Origin of the sequence: Halomonas sp. GXIMD04776, assembly GCF_049808615.1 — a bacterium.
In the GTDB taxonomy this organism is placed as follows: Bacteria; Pseudomonadota; Gammaproteobacteria; order Pseudomonadales; family Halomonadaceae; genus Modicisalibacter.
Window position 1 is genome coordinate 30,385 of sequence record NZ_JBNCAN010000011.1, and the last position, 16,964, is coordinate 47,348.

At 60.6% G+C, this 16,964-nt stretch carries 16 protein-coding genes; 8 read left to right on the forward strand and 8 right to left on the reverse strand.

Annotated elements, in window-relative coordinates:
* Positions 1 to 75 precede the first annotated feature (75 nt).
* The 6 genes from ACPF7Z_RS09150 to ACPF7Z_RS09175 all read left to right on the forward strand — a co-directional run bounded on the left by ACPF7Z_RS09150 (position 76) and on the right by ACPF7Z_RS09175 (position 7,992).
* Complete coding sequence (locus ACPF7Z_RS09150) at positions 76 to 1,434, forward strand: DNA-3-methyladenine glycosylase 2 family protein (protein ID WP_425192934.1); 1,359 nt, start codon at positions 76 to 78, stop codon at positions 1,432 to 1,434.
* A gap of 1 nt (position 1,435) precedes the next feature.
* Complete coding sequence (locus ACPF7Z_RS09155) at positions 1,436 to 1,921, forward strand: methylated-DNA--[protein]-cysteine S-methyltransferase (protein ID WP_425192935.1); 486 nt, start codon at positions 1,436 to 1,438, stop codon at positions 1,919 to 1,921.
* A 149-nt stretch (positions 1,922 to 2,070) separates the two neighbouring features.
* On the forward strand, positions 2,071 to 2,853 hold the full coding sequence (gene dsrO, locus ACPF7Z_RS09160) for a sulfate reduction electron transfer complex DsrMKJOP subunit DsrO (protein ID WP_425192936.1): 783 nt from the start codon (positions 2,071 to 2,073) through the stop codon (positions 2,851 to 2,853).
* Complete coding sequence (gene nrfD / locus ACPF7Z_RS09165) at positions 2,834 to 3,991, forward strand: NrfD/PsrC family molybdoenzyme membrane anchor subunit (RefSeq protein WP_425192937.1); 1,158 nt, start codon at positions 2,834 to 2,836, stop codon at positions 3,989 to 3,991. The genes dsrO and nrfD overlap by 20 nt, the downstream gene beginning before the upstream one ends.
* Positions 3,984 to 7,082: a molybdopterin dinucleotide binding domain-containing protein gene (locus ACPF7Z_RS09170; RefSeq protein WP_425192938.1), complete on the forward strand. Its 3,099-nt coding sequence runs from the start codon at positions 3,984 to 3,986 to the stop codon at positions 7,080 to 7,082. The genes nrfD and ACPF7Z_RS09170 overlap by 8 nt, the downstream gene beginning before the upstream one ends.
* Before the next feature lie 124 nt (positions 7,083 to 7,206).
* Entirely contained in the window at positions 7,207 to 7,992 is a 786-nt protein-coding gene (locus ACPF7Z_RS09175) for a YrhK family protein (RefSeq protein WP_425192939.1), read from the forward strand.
* Positions 7,993 to 8,012: 20 nt separating this feature from the next.
* On the opposite strand, the gene ACPF7Z_RS09180 is transcribed toward ACPF7Z_RS09175, so the two are convergent.
* The 8 genes from ACPF7Z_RS09180 to ACPF7Z_RS09215 all read right to left on the reverse strand — a co-directional run bounded on the left by ACPF7Z_RS09180 (position 8,013) and on the right by ACPF7Z_RS09215 (position 14,486).
* On the reverse strand, positions 8,013 to 8,582 hold the full coding sequence (locus ACPF7Z_RS09180; protein WP_425192940.1) for a plasmid pRiA4b ORF-3 family protein: 570 nt from the start codon (positions 8,580 to 8,582) through the stop codon (positions 8,013 to 8,015).
* Between the two features lie 66 nt (positions 8,583 to 8,648).
* Entirely contained in the window at positions 8,649 to 9,035 is a 387-nt protein-coding gene (locus ACPF7Z_RS09185) for a type II toxin-antitoxin system VapC family toxin (protein WP_425192941.1), read from the reverse strand.
* 1 nt (position 9,036) lies between these two features.
* Positions 9,037 to 9,276 carry a type II toxin-antitoxin system Phd/YefM family antitoxin gene (locus ACPF7Z_RS09190; protein WP_425192942.1) on the reverse strand — a complete coding sequence of 80 codons (240 nt, stop codon included), beginning with the start codon at positions 9,274 to 9,276 and terminating at the stop codon, positions 9,037 to 9,039.
* 148 nt (positions 9,277 to 9,424) lie between these two features.
* A complete protein-coding gene (locus ACPF7Z_RS09195; protein ID WP_425192943.1) occupies positions 9,425 to 10,315 on the reverse strand; it encodes a DMT family transporter in 891 nt (296 codons plus the stop codon).
* Positions 10,316 to 10,396: 81 nt separating this feature from the next.
* Positions 10,397 to 11,122, reverse strand: coding sequence for a helix-turn-helix domain-containing protein (locus tag ACPF7Z_RS09200; RefSeq protein ID WP_425192944.1), 726 nt, complete (start codon positions 11,120 to 11,122; stop codon positions 10,397 to 10,399).
* Positions 11,119 to 11,616: a metallophosphoesterase family protein gene (locus ACPF7Z_RS09205; protein ID WP_425192945.1), complete on the reverse strand. Its 498-nt coding sequence runs from the start codon at positions 11,614 to 11,616 to the stop codon at positions 11,119 to 11,121. Before ACPF7Z_RS09205 ends, ACPF7Z_RS09200 begins: the two co-directional genes overlap by 4 nt.
* A gap of 184 nt (positions 11,617 to 11,800) precedes the next feature.
* The gene (ilvD, locus tag ACPF7Z_RS09210) at positions 11,801 to 13,489 is read right to left on the reverse strand and encodes a dihydroxy-acid dehydratase (protein ID WP_425192946.1); all 1,689 of its coding nucleotides are present in this window, start codon (positions 13,487 to 13,489) and stop codon (positions 11,801 to 11,803) included.
* 97 nt (positions 13,490 to 13,586) lie between these two features.
* The gene (locus ACPF7Z_RS09215; RefSeq protein WP_425192947.1) at positions 13,587 to 14,486 is read right to left on the reverse strand and encodes a polyprenyl synthetase family protein; all 900 of its coding nucleotides are present in this window, start codon (positions 14,484 to 14,486) and stop codon (positions 13,587 to 13,589) included.
* Positions 14,487 to 14,599: 113 nt separating this feature from the next.
* Here ACPF7Z_RS09215 and fni point away from each other — a divergent pair, with 113 nt between their 5' ends.
* Both fni and crtY read left to right on the forward strand, forming a co-directional pair.
* On the forward strand, positions 14,600 to 15,649 hold the full coding sequence (fni, locus tag ACPF7Z_RS09220) for a type 2 isopentenyl-diphosphate Delta-isomerase (protein WP_425192948.1): 1,050 nt from the start codon (positions 14,600 to 14,602) through the stop codon (positions 15,647 to 15,649).
* Complete coding sequence (gene crtY, locus ACPF7Z_RS09225; protein ID WP_425192949.1) at positions 15,624 to 16,853, forward strand: lycopene beta-cyclase CrtY; 1,230 nt, start codon at positions 15,624 to 15,626, stop codon at positions 16,851 to 16,853. The genes fni and crtY overlap by 26 nt, the downstream gene beginning before the upstream one ends.
* Positions 16,854 to 16,964: the final 111 nt, after the last annotated feature.

A 16,964-nucleotide genomic window follows, 5' to 3' on the forward strand; every position in this document is an offset into this window, starting at 1 on the left:
AGTTCCGTTTCCGGCTAGTCATTGCCGTGAGAGGGCTTACACTGGGCCTATCGTCATGCCACTGGACATGCACAGGTGCTTAACAGAGAGACATGTCACCAGGCTCGCCTGGCCCGGGATGCCCGCTTCGATGGTCAGTTCTTCACCGCGGTCAAGACTACCGGCATCTATTGCCGACCGGTATGCCCGGCCACGCCGCCCCAGGAACACAATGTGGCTTATTTCGCCAGCGCTGTAGAAGCCGCCGAGGCCGGTTATCGACCTTGCCTGCGCTGCCGACCGGACAGCGCCCCGGGTTCACCGGCCTGGAAAGGTGTAGACACCACCTTGGAGCGGGCGTTGCGGCTGATCAATCAGGGCGCACTGCAACACGGCAGCCTGATCGAACTCAGTGAGCGCCTGGGCATTGGTGAGCGCTATCTGCGTCAGCTATTTCACAAACGCTTCGGTGTCGCACCGAAAACCTACGCCCTCTATCAGCAATGCCTGTTCGCCAAGCAGCTATTGCATCAAACCCGTCTGCCGATCACGGAGGTGGCTTACGCAAGCGGTTTTCGCAGCTTGCGGCGCTTCAACGACTGCTTCAAGAGTCGCATGGGGCTCAATCCCAGCCAATTGCGGCACTATGCAAGCCCTGACAACAATGAACTGGTGCTGCAACTCATCTATCGTCCGCCGTTTGCCTGGGAGCGTTTGCGTCACTTCCTGGCCCGGCGCCTGATCGAGGGCCAGGAATGGCTGGGCGATGACTTCTACGGCCGCACCTTCGTTTGGAGCGGTGCCAAAGGGCATTTTACGGCGACCCACGATCCGCAGCAGCACTGTTTCAGAGTGGCGCTGACAATCGATGACGTCTCCGTCCTGCAAGCCGTGGTCGGCAACATTCGCCGCCTGCTCGATCTGGATGCGGACACCCGAGCCATCGAAGATCACCTGAATGTAGCAGTCCCTGGATTACCCTTGGTTGCAGGACTGCGTTTACCCGGCATCTGGGATCTGTTCGAGGCCGGTGTGCGAGCCATCCTGGGTCAGCAGATCTCCGAACTTGCCGCGCGCCATCTGGTCCAGAATCTGGTCGATGCGCTTGGCGAACCTCTGGAAGACCAGCGACGCTGCTTCCCAACCCCGGCCAGCATCGCCGCCAGCGATCTGACTTTTCTCAAGATGATCGCAGCCCGCCGCGATACCCTGCGTCGTTATGCCGAATGGTATCGAGACAGCGAAGCACCTCAAGATGCGGAGCAATGGCTGACGCTGAAAGGCATCGGTCGCTGGACCGTGGATTACGCACGAATGCGCGGCATCAGCCATCCGGACATCTGGCTGAGTGGCGACCTGGTGGTAAAGAAGAAGTTACATGCCCTGGAAGACGCCGACCCACATCGGGCCGCCCCCTGGCGCAGCTATCTCACCCTGCAACTGTGGAATCACTGACATGTACATCGACTACCTGACCACCCCCGAAGGCTCACCGCTGGGCTTCCTGCAAATCAAAGCCACTGAGGCGGGCATCACCCACATCGACTTCGTGGATGAGTGCTTTGAGCCGGTCAAGCCCCACCCGCTGATCGACGACTGCAAGACTCAGCTCGAGGAGTATTTTCAGGGCCGACGCCAAACCTTCGATGTGCCGCTGGCTCCTCAGGGTACGGAGTTCCAGCAGCGCGTATGGAGGCAGCTGCGAGCCATTGCGTTCGGGGAAACCTGCAGCTACGCGGCGATCTCCCGAAAGATAGGCAGCCCCAAGAGCCACCGCGCCGTGGGTGCTGCCAATGGCCGTAACCCCTTGTCGATCATCGTGCCCTGCCATCGAGTGATCGGCAGCAATGGCCAGCTGACCGGCTATGCCGGCGGGCTAGAGCGGAAGAAGTGGCTGCTACAACATGAACAATCGCATCTGGAGTATGCATTACAGCCTTGAGCAGCACTTGTGCATTTAGGTTATTGACTAATTACTTTCCTAACGGTACTTGACCGATATCAAGACCCCTCTTGGCTCGCAGATTCATACTGACTCCATAACATTCTGACCTCGCTCTTTGCAGCGATCCTTCAATCCTTGGAGGCGTTATGGATCCTATTCGCCGCTCTCTTCTCGGCCAGCTTGCAAAGCTTACGGCCGGAGCTGCCCTGGTGCCGCTGTCCAGCGTGGCCAGTGCCGGCATCAACGACCAGCCGCCGCGTCGCGGTGGCGACCCGGAAAAGCGCTACGGCATGCTCATCGATCTACGCCGCTGCATCGGCTGCCAAGCCTGTACCGTGTCCTGTCATATCGAGAATGCCGCGCCGCTGGGCAATTTCCGCACCGTGGTCTCCCAATTTGAGGTCGAGCACGAAGAGACCGGGGAGCTTGCCACCTTCATGCTGCCAAGACTCTGCAATCACTGCGAGAACCCGCCCTGCGTGCCGGTCTGCCCGGTGCAGGCCACCTTCCAGCGCCAGGACGGCATCGTGGTGGTGGACAGCGATCGCTGTGTGGGCTGCGCCTATTGCGTCAACGCCTGCCCTTATGACGCTCGCTTCATCAACCCGCGCACCCAGACCGCAGACAAGTGCACCTTCTGCGCCCACCGTCTGGAAGCCAATCTGCTGCCCGCCTGTGTCGAATCCTGTGTCGGCGGTGCTCGCATCATCGGCGACATGCGCGATCCACAAAGCGAAATTAGCCAGCTGATCGAGCAACATCGGGACGAGCTGATGGTGCTCAAACCGGAAAAGAACACCCTGCCCCAGGTCTTCTATCTGGGCATGGACGAGCGTTTCACCACCCGCCCGGACGGCATCAAGCCGGCCATCTGGGATGTCGCCAACCAGAACGGCAAGGAGATCGGTTATGAATTCGATGGCCATTGAAATGCTGGTTCCGCGCTACGGGATCGCCTGGTATCCCTGGGCGGTGCAGTATTTCTTCCTGATCGCGCTGTCCTACGCCACCTTATGGCTGGCGGTCCCGGGGCTCATCTTCGGCAAGAAGGCGTGGATGCCCACCGCCCGCATCGCCATGCTGGCCTGTGTCAGCACCACCCTGGTAGGACCGGTTGCCCTGCTCGCCGACCTGCACCAGCCGCTGCGTTTCTGGCACTTCTACGGTTACCCTGCCCCCTGGTCCTGGATGTCCCTTGGCAGCTTTATTCTGCCGCTGTATCTCGGCGCCGTGGTCGTGCTGGCCTGGATGAGCTGGCGTCCGGCGCTCAAGGCGCGCAGTCAGCATGACGATGGCTGGTTCTCCAAGGTCGCCGGTTGGCTCTCCTGGGGTCACTGGGAAATTCCGCGTCCGCTGATGGTATTGGTGGGACTGGGTGCCTTGGCGCTTTCTCTTGGCATCATGGTGTATACCGGTGCCGAAGTGGCTATCGTTCGCGCCCGCCCGCTGTGGCATACCTACTGGCTACCGTTTGCCTTCGTCGCCACCGGCTTCATCGGCGCCTGTGGCCTTGTAATGCTGCTCAACCGCATCAGCCAGGTACGCGATGTTGTAATCAATCGTCAGATGTTCAGCGTCATGATTGGCGCCTGCATTGCCATGGGCTTTGTCGCATTGACCTGGTTCCTGGACGGCGTCAATGCGGTGGATGGCTCCGTCGCCATTGCCCTGGACTCCATCAAGGACAGCACGCAGTGGCGCAATACCGCGCTGTGGGGCGGCATTGCCGGCATCGCTTTGTTCGTCATTGCCATCGTCCTGCGACTGCGCGAGCGGCTGTGGGGCTGGGGCTGGCTGGTCGGGCTACTGGCCCTGCACGTGGCCTGGATGTTCCGCTGGGTCGTGTTGATGGATGTACAGACCGTGGCGCGAAACAGTGCCGGCTACCACAACTACGACATGGCCTTCGGCTCCTACGGCCTGATGGGCATTCTCGGCACCTTCGGGCTCTGGATCGCCGCCATTCTGCTCATCGATCTGTTCATCCCCTGGCGCGGCAACGACGCCCGGGCGATCACCGACAAATCATCTTCTGACATATCGACAGGAGCGCCTAGCCATGGATAAGTCACGTCGTCGTCTTTTAAAGGGCGCTGTCGCCGCTGGCGGCGCCGCCACCTTCGCCGTCGGCTATTCCGGCCCGCTGATCAAGATGGGCAAGGGCGTCACCGGCAGTGCCGGAGAAACCCCCAAGCACAACATCTATGGCAACGCCCTGGCGCCGGAGTATCACGTCGATGCCAAGAGCGGCGAGTTGACGCTGAATCCGGATCAGCGCACCGCCTTCACCATCTGCTACGGCTGCACCACCAAGTGCGGCGTGCGGGTCCGGGTGGACAACAACACCGACGAGGTGCTGCGGGTCATCGGCAACCCCTATCACCCCCTCTCCTCCGAGCCGCACCTGCCCATGAAGACCCCGGTCGCGGAGGCGCTCAGAAGCGTCAGCGGCTATCAAGGGCAGGGGCTGGCCGGGCGTTCTACCGCCTGCGCCCGGGGCAACGCCATGATGGCCCAGATCACCAGCCCCCATCGCATCACCGACTGCCTGAAGCGGGTTGGCGAGCGCGGCAGCCATCGCTGGGAAAAGATTTCCTTCGAGGAATTGATCGAGGAGGTCTGCGAAGGCGGCGATCTGTTCGGCGAGGGCCAAGTGGACGGGCTACGCGCCATTCACAATCATGACGAGCTGATCGATCCGGACAATCCGGAATACGGCCCCAAGGCCAATCAGCTATTGATGATGGAGGCCACGGACTACGGCCGCTCCGCACTTTTGAAGCGCTTCGGCAACAACGCCTTCGGCACGCGCAACTACGGCCACCACGGCTCCTATTGCGGCCTGGCATTCCGCATGGGCTCCGGCGCCATGATGGACGACCTGGCCAAGAACGCCCACACCAAGCCGGACTACGCCAACGCCAAGTTCGCGCTGTTCATCGGCACCGCCCCCAGCCAGGCGGGCAATCCCTTCAAGCGTCAGGGCCGCATGCTCGCGGAAGCACGCTCTCTGGGCAATCTGGATTACATCGTCATCGATCCGGCGCTGAATGCCACCGCCTCTCACGCTTCCGTAGAGCGCAGCCGCTGGATTCCCATTCGTCCGAGTAGCGACAACGCCCTGGCCATGGCGCTGGTGCAGTGGCTGCTCGACCATGAGGCCTACGCCGCGGACTATCTGGCCATTCCAACCCAGCAGGCCGCGGAGAGCGCCGGCGAGCTGGGCTACACCAACGCCACGCATCTGGTGATCGAAGATGAGAATCACCCTCGGGTCGGTCACTTCCTGCGCCGCTCGGATATTGGTGACGCCGAAGCGGACAGCGATGACGACGAGCTGCTGGTCGTCGATACCAACGGTCAGCTCTTGCCCGCCTCCAAGGTGTCCAAGGCCGCCCTGTTCGTCGAGCGCGAGGTCGAGACCCCGGAAGGTCCGGTACAGGTCAAGAGCAGCCTAACCAAGCTCAAGGACGCCGCCAACGAGCACACTCTCAAGGAGTATGCGGATTACTGCGGCATTGCCGAGAGCCAGATAAAGCATATCGCCGAGCGTTTTGCCGCCTATGGTCGCGATGCCGTCGTCGACTGCCACGGTGGCATGATGTCCGGCAGCGGCTTCTACGCCGCCTACGGCATCCAGATGCTCAACCTGCTGGCGGGCAACATGAACCGTCAGGGCGGCGCGGCCTTGGGGGCAGGCAAGTTCAATGGCATGGCGGATGGCCCGCGCTACGATCTGGAAAGCTTTCCGGACATGCGCAAGCCCCAGGGCGTGTTCGTCTCCCGTTCGCGCTTCGCCTACGAGAAGACCTCGGAATACAAGCGCAAGGTGGCGGCGGGCGAAAATCCCTACCCGGCCAAGGCGCCCTGGCGCTCCCTGGCGCCGCCGATCCTGACTGAGCAGCTAGCATCCGCCTTGGACGGCTATCCGTACCCGCTCAAGGCGGTGATCGGCTGCATGGCCAACCCCTTCTATGGCCAGGCCGGACTACCGGGGCTGATCACCGAGAAGTTCAAGAACCCCAGGAACCTGGGCCTGTATGTGGCCATCGACGGCTTCATCAACGAAACCAACCAGTATGCAGACTACATCGTGCCGGACTCGGTGATGTATGAAGTCTGGGGGTTCACCGGTGCCTGGAGCGGTGTCGTCAGCAAGATGACCACCGCCTGCTGGCCCGTGGTGGAGCCACGCCAGCAGAAGACCGAGGACGGCGAACCGGTCAGCATGGACAGCTTCTTCATCGCCGTGGCCAAGCGTCTGGGTCTGCCGGGATTCGGTGACAACGCCATTCCCGGCGCCGATGGCAAGGTCTATCCACTCAACCGCGCCGAGGACTTCTACCTGCGCGCCGCCGCCAACGTTGCCTTCATGAACCAGCCACTCCCGGCGGCGGATGAAAGCGACATCCAGCACGGTGGCATCGCGCCCCTGCTGCCGAAGATCGAGCAGACCCTGCCCGCGGAGGAACGCGGCCCCGTGGCCTATCTCTATGCCCGGGGCGGGCGTTTCGAGGATCACAGTGACGCCTACCTGGGCGAGGACAAGCTCAAGAATGCCTGGACCAAGCCGCTTTGCGTCTACAACGCGCAGGTGGGCACCGCCATCGACAGCCAGACCGGCAACCGCCTGAGCGGCACGCCACGCTATCAAGAGCCGCAGATGAGCGATGGCCGCATGATGCGGGAGGTGTTCAGCGAAAAGGACTGGCCGCTGCTGGCCTTTTCTTACAAGTCCAACATCATGAACTCCTACGCCATCGGGCTTGAACGGCTACGCATGATCAAGCCCTACAATCCGGTGCTGATGCATACTGATGACGCCCGGGATCGCGGTATCTCCCATGGCGACACCGTGCGCCTCAAGAGTCCTGGCGGCGAGGCCATCGGGCTTGCCCTGGTCACGGATGGCGTCATGAAAGGCTCACTCGGTATCGAGCATAGCTACGGCCACACCGAACTTGGCGGCAGCGATCATGTGATCGACGGAGAGACGATGGAAGGCGTGGAATGGGTGCGCGCCGGCGTCAACATCAACGATCTCGGCTTTGCCGATCCCACCCGCAAGGTGATGGGTACCTGGCTCGAAGGGGTCAGTGGCGCCAGTATTCGCCAGGGGCTGCCGATCGAGGTCAGTCGTATCGCGGAAGAGGCATAAGATGTTTTGAAGTAGCTTCAAGGCGGCCCAAGGGTCGCCTTTTGGTTTGTCTGGCTTTGCAATTTTCGGGCTTTCGCAAATTTGCCATACTAGCGCCATCCAAACGATCAATGACCTCAGCCCTATGCCGCATCTAGTGACTCACCGCCCGCGGGTTTCCAACCTGAAATCCTCTAATCCAAAAAGCACCTCACACAAGCTCTGGGAGACGATCAACGCCTTCAGCTACAAGCTGGGGGGATTGGCTTTCGTCTTCGGTAGCGTCTTTTTCTTTCCGGCACTCTCGCAGTATCTGGTCATCGGCGACTGGCTGTTCTTTGCCGGCTCGCTGCTTTATCTGCTGGTGACGGGCCATGATCTGCTCGAGGTGCTCAAATATTGGCGCATGCACAGCACACGGACCTTCGCCGATCATATCGAGTACATAGCGGCCTGGTCCTATGTACTTGGCTCGATACTGTTCACGGTGGGCAGCCTATGCTTTCTTCCCTCCCTGGAAGCCGTCGCGCTTGGCAGCTGGTGCTTCATCATTGGCTCGGTGCTGTTCGTGATCGGCGGCTTCGCGAACCTGCTGCAGGTAGTCGAGGCGCCGTCGATGATCTACATGCAGCTGTTCAACGTCACCGTGGCCCAGTTTATCCTGGGTTCGGGATTGTTCACGATCGCCTCGATTCCTTATCTCTGGCAACTCGACGCCGCCGCAGAGCGGCAAGTGACAACCCTTGCAGCGTCATCGTTTCTGTTCGCCAGCATGCTGTTCTTCGTCGGCGGCGTATGCATTTACTACCGCAAGCTGGTGGAGAAAAAGCTCGAGGCTTTCTGCCATGCTAACGGACTAGGCACAATGTTCATCAGTGCACTGCGCAAAGAGGACGATGTGGCAAGTCGCGAAAATTCGTCATCACGCTAGGTTTCCACGTTTACGCTCGTTCATGAACGACCGCCGCGCCGAAACCCTGCCTGTATGGGCTTCAGCATGAAGGCGATGCCGTCAGGGTCCATGTCCTGCGGATCGAAATAGCCATCCAGCGACTCGAGCAGCATCTGGCCATGCTCGTCATCCTGCCCCGCGACTGCTGCCTTGAGTGCCTCGAAGCCGGGAAGACCGCCAATATCCTCCGGCGGGCAGGCCATGGCGCCACCCAGCAGACGCGGGCAGGGATTGGTCTCGGGCAACCCGCTTTCCTCCACCAGGATGCGATGCTCCCAGCCATCACCGAAATCGTAAAGATAACGCAACTCACTGTCGGCGAGTCGCGGTAGAAAGGTGTTCAACTTGGCATTGCGCGCCAGCGCAATATCACGATCCGCGAAGTCGTCCGGCTCACCGTAATAGCGGCCATTACACTCGAACTCGTACAGATGGCAGTCATGCCAGCCCATGACAGCCTGGATCACCTCATGCAGACGATGCAGGTTGATCTGCTGCGGCACCAACAGGCTGCGCCAGACCAAAGGCTGGGTATCAAGCAATTCAATACGTAAACGCGTATCAGGCATGATCCCTCCTTCGCCTATCATCGAGTGCATATCAATCTGCTTGTCAGTCTTGTACTAGTCACTTACCTACACTCGACGAATCGGACCAGGGTATTGCGCCACCAGATCATCCATCGTCAGCAGCAAAAAGCCTTCGAATTCCGCCTGGGCGACAAGAATCCGATCGAATGGATCCTTGTGGATGGGCGGCAAGTGAGCAATCGCAAGTGTATGTTGAGACGCGATCGGCAGCTCTCGGTAACCATTCTCTATAAGGTTACGACGAAGCAGATGGGCATCCACGTTAAAATCCGGGCGCTGCAATCCATTCTTTATAACGATTTCCCAAACGCTGGCGGCGCTAAAGTACAGGCTGTTATCGCGATCCTCCACAAGCTCCAGCGCCTCGACAGACAATCGCTGCGGCTCTCCCGCCGCCCAGAGGAGAATATGCGTATCGAGAAGGAGGTTCACACTAGCCTCCAAACAGTTCGGAAATGTCTTGCTCACCCATACGATCGAAGTCTTCAGGCACCTTGAACTCCCCTTTCAAGAAGCCCAGCCGGCGCTCCTTACCCGGTTCGGGACTATCGATGGCGGTGACACGGGCCAGTGGCTTACCCGCTTTTGCAATAATGAAGGGCTCCCCTTTCGCGGCCTTTTCCACGAGCTGCGAAAGACGGGTTTTGGCGTCATGCATGTTGACGATTTCCATGATCAGCTTCCTATAACTGGTAAAGCTTAGTCCATAGAACTTAGTTTGATCTGAACTGTATTCTGCTGGCTTCCTTTCTGCAAATCCAGCTCAACGCCAGGCTGCAGCGGACAATGCCATCGCAAGCACTGGCGGGAAGCAGAATCCATCAACCGGCACTGCGTGAAAACAGTCGACCACTCAAACGCCCGCTGCCCACCAGCATCCCCAGCGTGATCAGCCCGGCGGCCAGCGCCAGCAGCGGGGTTGCCTCGGCGTATCCGGTCAGGATCAACACCACCGTAGACAACAGCGGCGTGAAATAGGCCAGCAGTCCCAACAGACGCAGGTCGCCATGCTTGACGCCCACATCCCAGGTGAAGAAGGCGCTGCCCACCGGCCCCAGGCCTAAACCAAGCACCCCGAGCCAGCCGAGGCCTTGCGGCAGGCGCGTCGGCTCGAAGAACCAATGGCAGAGCGCCGCGAGCAGCGCCGTAACCAAACAAAAGCCGCCTACCGCTGCGGTGGGCACACTGCGGGTCGCCCTTGAAAGCACCGAATAGCCGCTCCATACGAAGGCACAGGCAAACGCCGCCGCATAACCCAGCGTATTGCCCCCGACATTCACGTCGCCGCCCACCAGCAAGGCCGCCCCGCTGAAGCCCAGGAGGCTGCCGATCACATGAATGAGGCGCAGCCGTTCACCGGGCAGCAGCGCCACGAAGATCACGATCAACAGCGGCCATAGATAGCTGATCAGCCCGGCATTGGCCGGCGGCGCATTCTGCTGGGCGATGAAATAGAGCGCGTGGTAGCCGAACAACCCACCGACGCCCAGCGCCCATATCGCAGGCGGCTGCTTGAAGGATGCGAATAGCGATTCGCCACGCAGGCTCAACCAGGCTGCAAAACAGATAAAGGCGATGCCGAAGGCCAGCGCGGTAAGCAGAAATGGCGGCACCGGCCCGGCCAGTTGGGTCAGCGCTGCCAGCAGCGCCCAGTTGAGCACCGTGGTAGCACCGATGGCGGTAGCACGATTGTCGGGGATGGATTGCGTCATGATTCTCGCCAACAGAGGGACTGCTGCAGAGCCTGCCGCTAGTCGACGGTCATGACTTGTAGAATCCTGACCAATGGATCGTTATTCCATGAGTCGAAGGATGCCGCGCCAATCGCGGGGCGAACAACCGTGCTGCTGCCGGAAGCTGCGCGAGAAGTGCGCCGCGTCTGCAAAACCGCAAGCCAATGCGATCTCGGTCAAGGAACCCTTGGTTTCACGCATTAGATGGCGGGCACGCTCAAGACGCCGAGCGATCAGCCAGTTATGCGGCGTCTGTCCGGTCAGAGCGCGAAACTGCCGCGCGAACACCGCCTCGGCAAGATGACAACAGGCAGCCATCTCGTTGACACGCCAGGGATGGGCTAAATCTGCCTTGATGGCCGATAGCAACCGGATCAGTCTCAGGCGCGGTGCCATCACTTTGGCACCAGTATCGGCCAAGGCTTCATGCAGCCAACTCAGCAACTCAGTGGAACCGGCAGTGGTGAGTCTCGGGCCGTTTGCGACTAATGCCGGGGCCAGTCGGCGTGGCATATGGTTCGTCGCTATATCCAGCTCCAGTGACTCACACCAGGTGACCGGCAGATCCAGCGTCAGGCAATCGTTATCACGCAATGCCAAATAATGGTGTTGCTCACCGGCAGCGATGGGTACCAGCACACCGGCCGTCACTCGCGAACCACGGCCATCGGTCTCGAGCTCAACGTTACCGCTCAGCCCTAGCAACAGCTGATGAAAGTCGTGACGATCGGTGAGCACCCGGTCCGGATAGGCACGCACTTCAACGACGGGCCGTGAGGCAATCATGACGATTTCACATCGAGCGGCTGATGAATGATCGCACCGCGTAAGCCGCGTTCATCCGCCCATAATTTGCCGAGGGTAATCGGCAGCTTGAAACGACGCCGACCGCCACCGCCGGGATTGAACAGCAGCCGACCGCCCCGCCATTCGTTACGGGGTTTGTGGGAATGGCCGTGCAGCACCGCATCGCAGGGCGTGCTCGCATCTAAATCGGCGATGTCATGCACCAGATGCAGCCGCCAGCCGTTGACCTCCAGATTCTGGACCCAGGGGATATCTTCGGCCCACTCTTGCGTATCGATATTCCCCCGCACGATGTAGAGTGGCGCCAACTCGGCAAGCCGTTCGAGGATGAACGGCTTGCCCACATCGCCCAGGTGCAGAATCAACGCGCAATCCTGGAGCAGGATGAGCGCTTCGTCGCGTAGCGTGCCGTGGGTATCGGCGATCACGCCAATCGGCGAATCGCTTTCAAACCGTGGCATGTCCTGTAACATCACGCGCTCCCGGGCTTTTATTACCTGCCACACAAGAAATAACCGAGCGAAATAAGCGGGCGTCGCTACGTCGCAAGGCGCGCGGCGCACAGAAAACGAGACATAACGGGGTGTTAGGCAAGTTTTCGATCGGACTGGCGCACCAGCACCGCGCAACACAGCGATTCGTTCGCGCAGGTATTTATTATACCGGCAGATCGGTGACCGCCCCCGTCGACGCCGAACTCACCGTCCGCGCATACTTGGCCAGCACACCCCGGGTATAGCGCGGTGCGGGTTGTTTCCAGTTGGCGCGACGACGCTCGAATTCCTGATCGTCGATATGCACGTCGATGGTATCCGCTTCGGCGTCGATGGTGATCTCGTCGCCATCCTCCACCAGCGCCAGTGGCCCGCCCTCGAAGGCCTCCGGTGACACATGCCCGACCACGAAGCCGTGACTGCCGCCGGAGAATCGTCCGTCGGTGATCAAGGCCACATCGTTGCCCAAGCCCTGACCCATGATCGCCGAGGTCGGGGTGAGCATTTCGCGCATGCCCGGGCCGCCCTTGGGGCCTTCGTAGCGAATCACCACCACATCGCCGGCCACCACGTCGCCGGCGTTGATGCGCGCCTGGGCCTCCTCCTCGGAGCCGAACACCTTGGCTCGGCCGGAAAAGCGCGTGCCCTCCTTACCGGTGATCTTGGCCACCGCACCCTCTGGCGCCAGGTTGCCGTAGAGAATACGCAGATGGCTCTCGCTCTTGATCGGCTTGTCCAGCGGCTGGATGATCTGCTGATCGCTCGGATAAGGGGCGACATCCGCCAGGTTCTCGGCCAGCGTCTTGCCGGTGACGGTCATGCATTCACCGTGCAGAAGGCCCGCATCGAGCAGCATCTTCATCAACGGCTGGATGCCGCCGATGGCGACCAGCTCACTCATCATGTAATGACCGCTGGGGCGCAGATCCGCCACTACCGGCACGCGCCGGCCGATACGGGTGAAATCGTCCAGCGTCAGCTCGACGCCGATGGCGTTGGCCATGGCGATCAGGTGCAGCACCGCATTGGTGGAGCCTCCGAGGGAAATCACCACGGTGATGGCATTCTCGAAGGCTTCGCGGGTCATGATGTCGCTGGGCTTCAGATCACGATCGAGCAGTTCGAGCACGGCGGCGCCAGCGGCACGGCAATCGTCTCGCTTGTTCTGGGATACCGCATTCTGGGCCGAGCTATTGGGCAGGCTCATGCCCAATGCCTCGATGGCGGACGCCATGGTGTTGGCGGTATACATGCCGCCGCAGGAGCCAGGCCCGGGAACCGCCGTCTCCTCGATCTGCTTGAGTTCGATCAGTTCCATATCGCCCTTGGCATGCGCGCCCATGGCCTCGAACACCGAGACCAGATCGGTATGGTTCGCCCCGGGCAGGATGGTGCCGCCGTAGACGAACACGCTGGGCCGGTCGAGCCGCGCCAGTCCGATCAGGCAGCCCGGCATGTTCTTGTCGCAGCCGCCGATGGCCACCACCCCATCGAAGCCCTCGCAGCCGGCCACGGTCTCGATGGAGTCGGCGATCACTTCCCGGGAGACCAGGGAATACTTCATGCCCTCGGTGCCGTTGGCGATGCCATCCGAGATGGTAATGGTGTTGAAGATCACCCCCTTGCCGCCGGCACTATCGGCACCCTGGCGCGCATCCTCGGCCAGTTCGTTGATGTGGCTGTTGCAGGGCGTGACCTGGCTCCAGGTAGAGGCGATACCCACCTGGGGCTTGGTGAAATCCTCATCGCTGAAGCCCACCGCGCGCAGCATGGATCGGCTGGCGGACTTGCCAATGCCATCGACGACTTGACTGGAATAACGACGACGCTTGTCCTGCTGTTGCTCGCTCATGGCCCGGGCTCCGCGGTGGCATGTGTTTGTGGGCATCGATTTTGGAAGCAAGCGCCAACGGTTGCAACATCCGGCGATACAATGGTGAACCGGATGGTTACCAAGCGCGAGGGAAAAGGCTGCGCATGAAGTTACAGAGTGCCGAGCGAGGACCATAGACGAGAGTCAAATATCGATCAGCTTCTTCGAGTTGCTCATTCAGCAGCCGACGCACTTCCTCGGCCCCAAGCAGGTTGACCAGTGTGGCCTTGTCGCGATCCTGGTAAGCATCCTTGCCGTGAACCGCACTGCAATCACCGAGGTCATCGCATAACTGATAGGCTTGTCCCAGCGCCAGGGCAAAACGCTCCAGCGCATCGGTCGCGGCCTGATCGGTCCCGGCGGCTAGTGTTGCCATACGCAAGCTAACCTGGAAGAGCACACCGGTCTTGTGTCTGTTGGTGATCATGACGTCTGTCACGGATCGGGGTCTGTGTGCTTCATGAAGATCTTCGTACTGTCCTCTCACTAGCCCTTGGGCGCCTATCGCTTGGCTCAGATGACCGATCATCATCGTGCGTTGCTCGGCGGAGAGCCCTGGTGCTTCGGATACCACCCCGAAAGCTCGGCTCAGCAAGGCCACCACCGTCAGCATGGCCACGTCCTCCCCATGCTGACGATGCACCGTCGGGCGTCCGCGACGCATACTGGCGTTGTCCATGCAAGGAAGGTCATCCAAGATCAGCGAGGCGGTATGAATCATCTCCACCGAGGCACCCAAATCAAGCAGCATCGGCGCAGGACAACCCAGTTCTCGGGCGGCAAGCACCAGCAATAGAGGCCGCACCCGTTTACCCGATACCAGTAGGCTAGTACGCATGGCTTGGCTAACCGGATCGTCGCTACCTTGTGTATCCGAAAGCAGCTCCTCCAAGCGCCTCTCGAAAGCCTGTTGAATCGCGGCAAGGCTCTCGGATTCGGCACTATCGAAAGCAGGATCGGTAAAGGATGAACCCATTGGGGACGCTCCTGGATTTGTTCTTGATGATCGACCCGTACAATTCTTGCACAACTTCATGCGCTACCCTATACAATGGAGTTCTAGCCCATGCTCTTTGGCAAGGAGAAAACATGAACGGCGAAGGCCTGGTCGAGCGCAAGAACGATCATCTCACTATCGTGCTAGACGCTCAGCGTGCGACCGCGCCTACCTCCTCGGGGTTTGCCGCCTATCGCTTCGAGCATTGCGCCTTGCCGCAACTTAATCTCGACGATGTCGATCTGCGCACACAGTTTCTGGGTAAATGGTTGAACGCGCCGTTTTTGATCAGTTCCATGACCGGTGGCGCGGCAAGGGCTCGAGAGATCAACCAGCATCTGGCGCAAGCCGCCCAGGCCTTGGGAATCGCTCTAGCCGTCGGCTCTCAACGGGTCGCCTTGCAGACTCATAATGATCATGGCCTGACCCGCGAGCTGCGACGTTTCGCACCGGACATTCCGTTACTTGGCAATATCGGTGCCGCCCAGCTCCGGGAGGCCCAGGGCATCGACTGGACACGTCGCGCTGTGGACATGATCGATGCGGACGCCCTCATCGTGCATCTCAACCCCCTGCAGGAAGCCGTACAAGTCGGAGGCGATCGTGACTGGCGTGATGTTCGTCAGGCCATTGGCGTACTTGTACGAGCCCTCGAGGTACCGGTGATGATCAAGGAGGTCGGCGCGGGCATTTCGCCCCAGGTTGCCCGGGCACTGATAGAAGAAGGTGTGGCGGTCATCGATGTGGCGGGCGCCGGCGGCACCAGTTGGGCGGCGGTGGAAGCCGAACGGGCCTCTAGCGAGGCACAGCAGCGCATTGCCATGGCTTTTGCCGGCTGGGGCATCCCTACGGCGCAGGCCATTCAGGCAGTACGATGCGAGCTGCCGGATACGCCTCTGATCGCCTCCGGCGGTATCCGCGACGGTGTCGATGCGGCCAAGGCAATTCGTTTAGGCGCCGATCTCGTGGGCCAGGCCGCGGCGGTGCTTGCAAGTGCCACCCAGTCGAGCGAGGCCGTGATCGAGCATTTCGAGATACTCATTCAGCAACTGCGCATCGCCTGTTTTTGTACCGGCAGCGCCGATCTGAACGCACTGCGCCAGGCAACGCTACTGAATGAAAACGGCGCTGCCCTGCCGTGAGTTCATGGCTAGACTCAAGCATCCCGACCCACAGGACACGCCCTGCATGGCACAGCACCCTTACGATCTGATTCTGGCTGGTGGCGGTCTGGCCAATGGACTGATCGCTTTGCGGTTGAAGCGCGATCGCCCCGAGCTTCGCGTGCTGGTGCTGGAGCAGGAGAGCCGCCCCGGTGGCAACCATACCTGGTCATTTCATGACAGCGACTTGAACACCGAGCAACACGCCTGGCTGGCACCCCTGATAGAGTGCCGCTGGCCACGCCATCGGGTAATCTTTCCAGATCGCGAGCGGCTGCTGCAGGGCGGTTATGCCAGCCTGTTCTCTTCGACCTTTGCACACGCACTCGAAGGCGCTCTCGGCGATACGCTATGGGTGAATACAACCATTACCTCTCTCGCGCCTGACCGGGTCACGCTTGAAGATGGCACCCGATTGACGGCAGACGCCGTGATCGACGGCCGTGGCCCCGAGCCCAATGCGCATTTGTGCCTGGGCTATCAGGCCTTTCTGGGCCAGGAAATTCGGCTGGAAAGCCCGCATGGGCTCAAGGAACCGATTCTGATGGATGCCAGCCTCGCCCAGGGCGATGGCTATCGGTTCGTCTATGTGCTGCCTTTTTCTGCCAACACTCTGCTGATCGAGGATACCCACTACGTCGATCAACCGGTCGACGACGAGGCGCAATTGCGGGACAACATTCACGCCTATGCCAAGGCCAACGGATGGCAGATGGACGAGGTGCTGCGGGAAGAGCACGGCGTGCTGCCGATCACCCTGGCCGGCGATTTCGACGCCTTCTGGAATGAAGCCAACGGGCAGCCGCGCAGCGGCCTGCGGGCAGGGCTTTTCCATCCCACCACCGGTTATTCGCTGCCCCATGCGGTACGCCTGGCGGAACGCATTGCCGGCCTTGCTGACCTAAGCGCAGCGTCGCTATTTGCCGCGATCCGTGACGAAGCAAAACGGGAGTGGCGCCAGCAAGGCTATTTTCGCCTGCTCAACCGCATGCTGTTTCTGGCCGGCTCGCCTAGCCAGCGCTGGCAGGTCATGCAGCGCTTCTACGGCCTGCCAGAGGGATTGATCGAGCGCTTCTATGCCGGGCGTCTGACCGCTCTGGACAAGGCGCGCATTCTTGTCGGCAAGCCACCGGTGCCGCTGGGCGAGGCCATCCGCGCCGCAAGGTGCTCTAGGGCCTGTTGACGTTTCATTCACGGCCGCGCTGGCGCCAGTTTTTATTCGGGGCAAGGCAGGAGGAGAGAAATTTGGTTATTCCAAATGAACGACGACTAACGCAGCAGCGGGTAAAAACTG

Excerpts from the sequence above, each read along its gene's own strand:
- ACPF7Z_RS09175 (WP_425192939.1), top strand. The coding sequence starts at position 7,207 with ATGCCGCATCTAGTGACTCACCGCCCGCGGGTTTCCAACCTGAAATCC.
- ACPF7Z_RS09200 (WP_425192944.1), bottom strand. The coding sequence starts at position 11,122 with ATGATTGCCTCACGGCCCGTCGTTGAAGTGCGTGCCTATCCGGACCGG.
- fni (WP_425192948.1), top strand. The coding sequence starts at position 14,600 with ATGAACGGCGAAGGCCTGGTCGAGCGCAAGAACGATCATCTCACTATC.
- ilvD (WP_425192946.1), bottom strand. The coding sequence starts at position 13,489 with ATGAGCGAGCAACAGCAGGACAAGCGTCGTCGTTATTCCAGTCAAGTC.
- ACPF7Z_RS09215 (WP_425192947.1), bottom strand. The coding sequence starts at position 14,486 with ATGGGTTCATCCTTTACCGATCCTGCTTTCGATAGTGCCGAATCCGAG.
- ACPF7Z_RS09170 (WP_425192938.1), top strand. The coding sequence starts at position 3,984 with ATGGATAAGTCACGTCGTCGTCTTTTAAAGGGCGCTGTCGCCGCTGGC.
- ACPF7Z_RS09155 (WP_425192935.1), top strand. The coding sequence starts at position 1,436 with ATGTACATCGACTACCTGACCACCCCCGAAGGCTCACCGCTGGGCTTC.
- ACPF7Z_RS09180 (WP_425192940.1), bottom strand. The coding sequence starts at position 8,582 with ATGCCTGATACGCGTTTACGTATTGAATTGCTTGATACCCAGCCTTTG.
- dsrO (WP_425192936.1), top strand. The coding sequence starts at position 2,071 with ATGGATCCTATTCGCCGCTCTCTTCTCGGCCAGCTTGCAAAGCTTACG.
- ACPF7Z_RS09195 (WP_425192943.1), bottom strand. The coding sequence starts at position 10,315 with ATGACGCAATCCATCCCCGACAATCGTGCTACCGCCATCGGTGCTACC.
- ACPF7Z_RS09190 (WP_425192942.1), bottom strand. The coding sequence starts at position 9,276 with ATGGAAATCGTCAACATGCATGACGCCAAAACCCGTCTTTCGCAGCTC.
- ACPF7Z_RS09205 (WP_425192945.1), bottom strand. The coding sequence starts at position 11,616 with ATGTTACAGGACATGCCACGGTTTGAAAGCGATTCGCCGATTGGCGTG.
- nrfD (WP_425192937.1), top strand. The coding sequence starts at position 2,834 with ATGAATTCGATGGCCATTGAAATGCTGGTTCCGCGCTACGGGATCGCC.
- crtY (WP_425192949.1), top strand. The coding sequence starts at position 15,624 with ATGAAAACGGCGCTGCCCTGCCGTGAGTTCATGGCTAGACTCAAGCAT.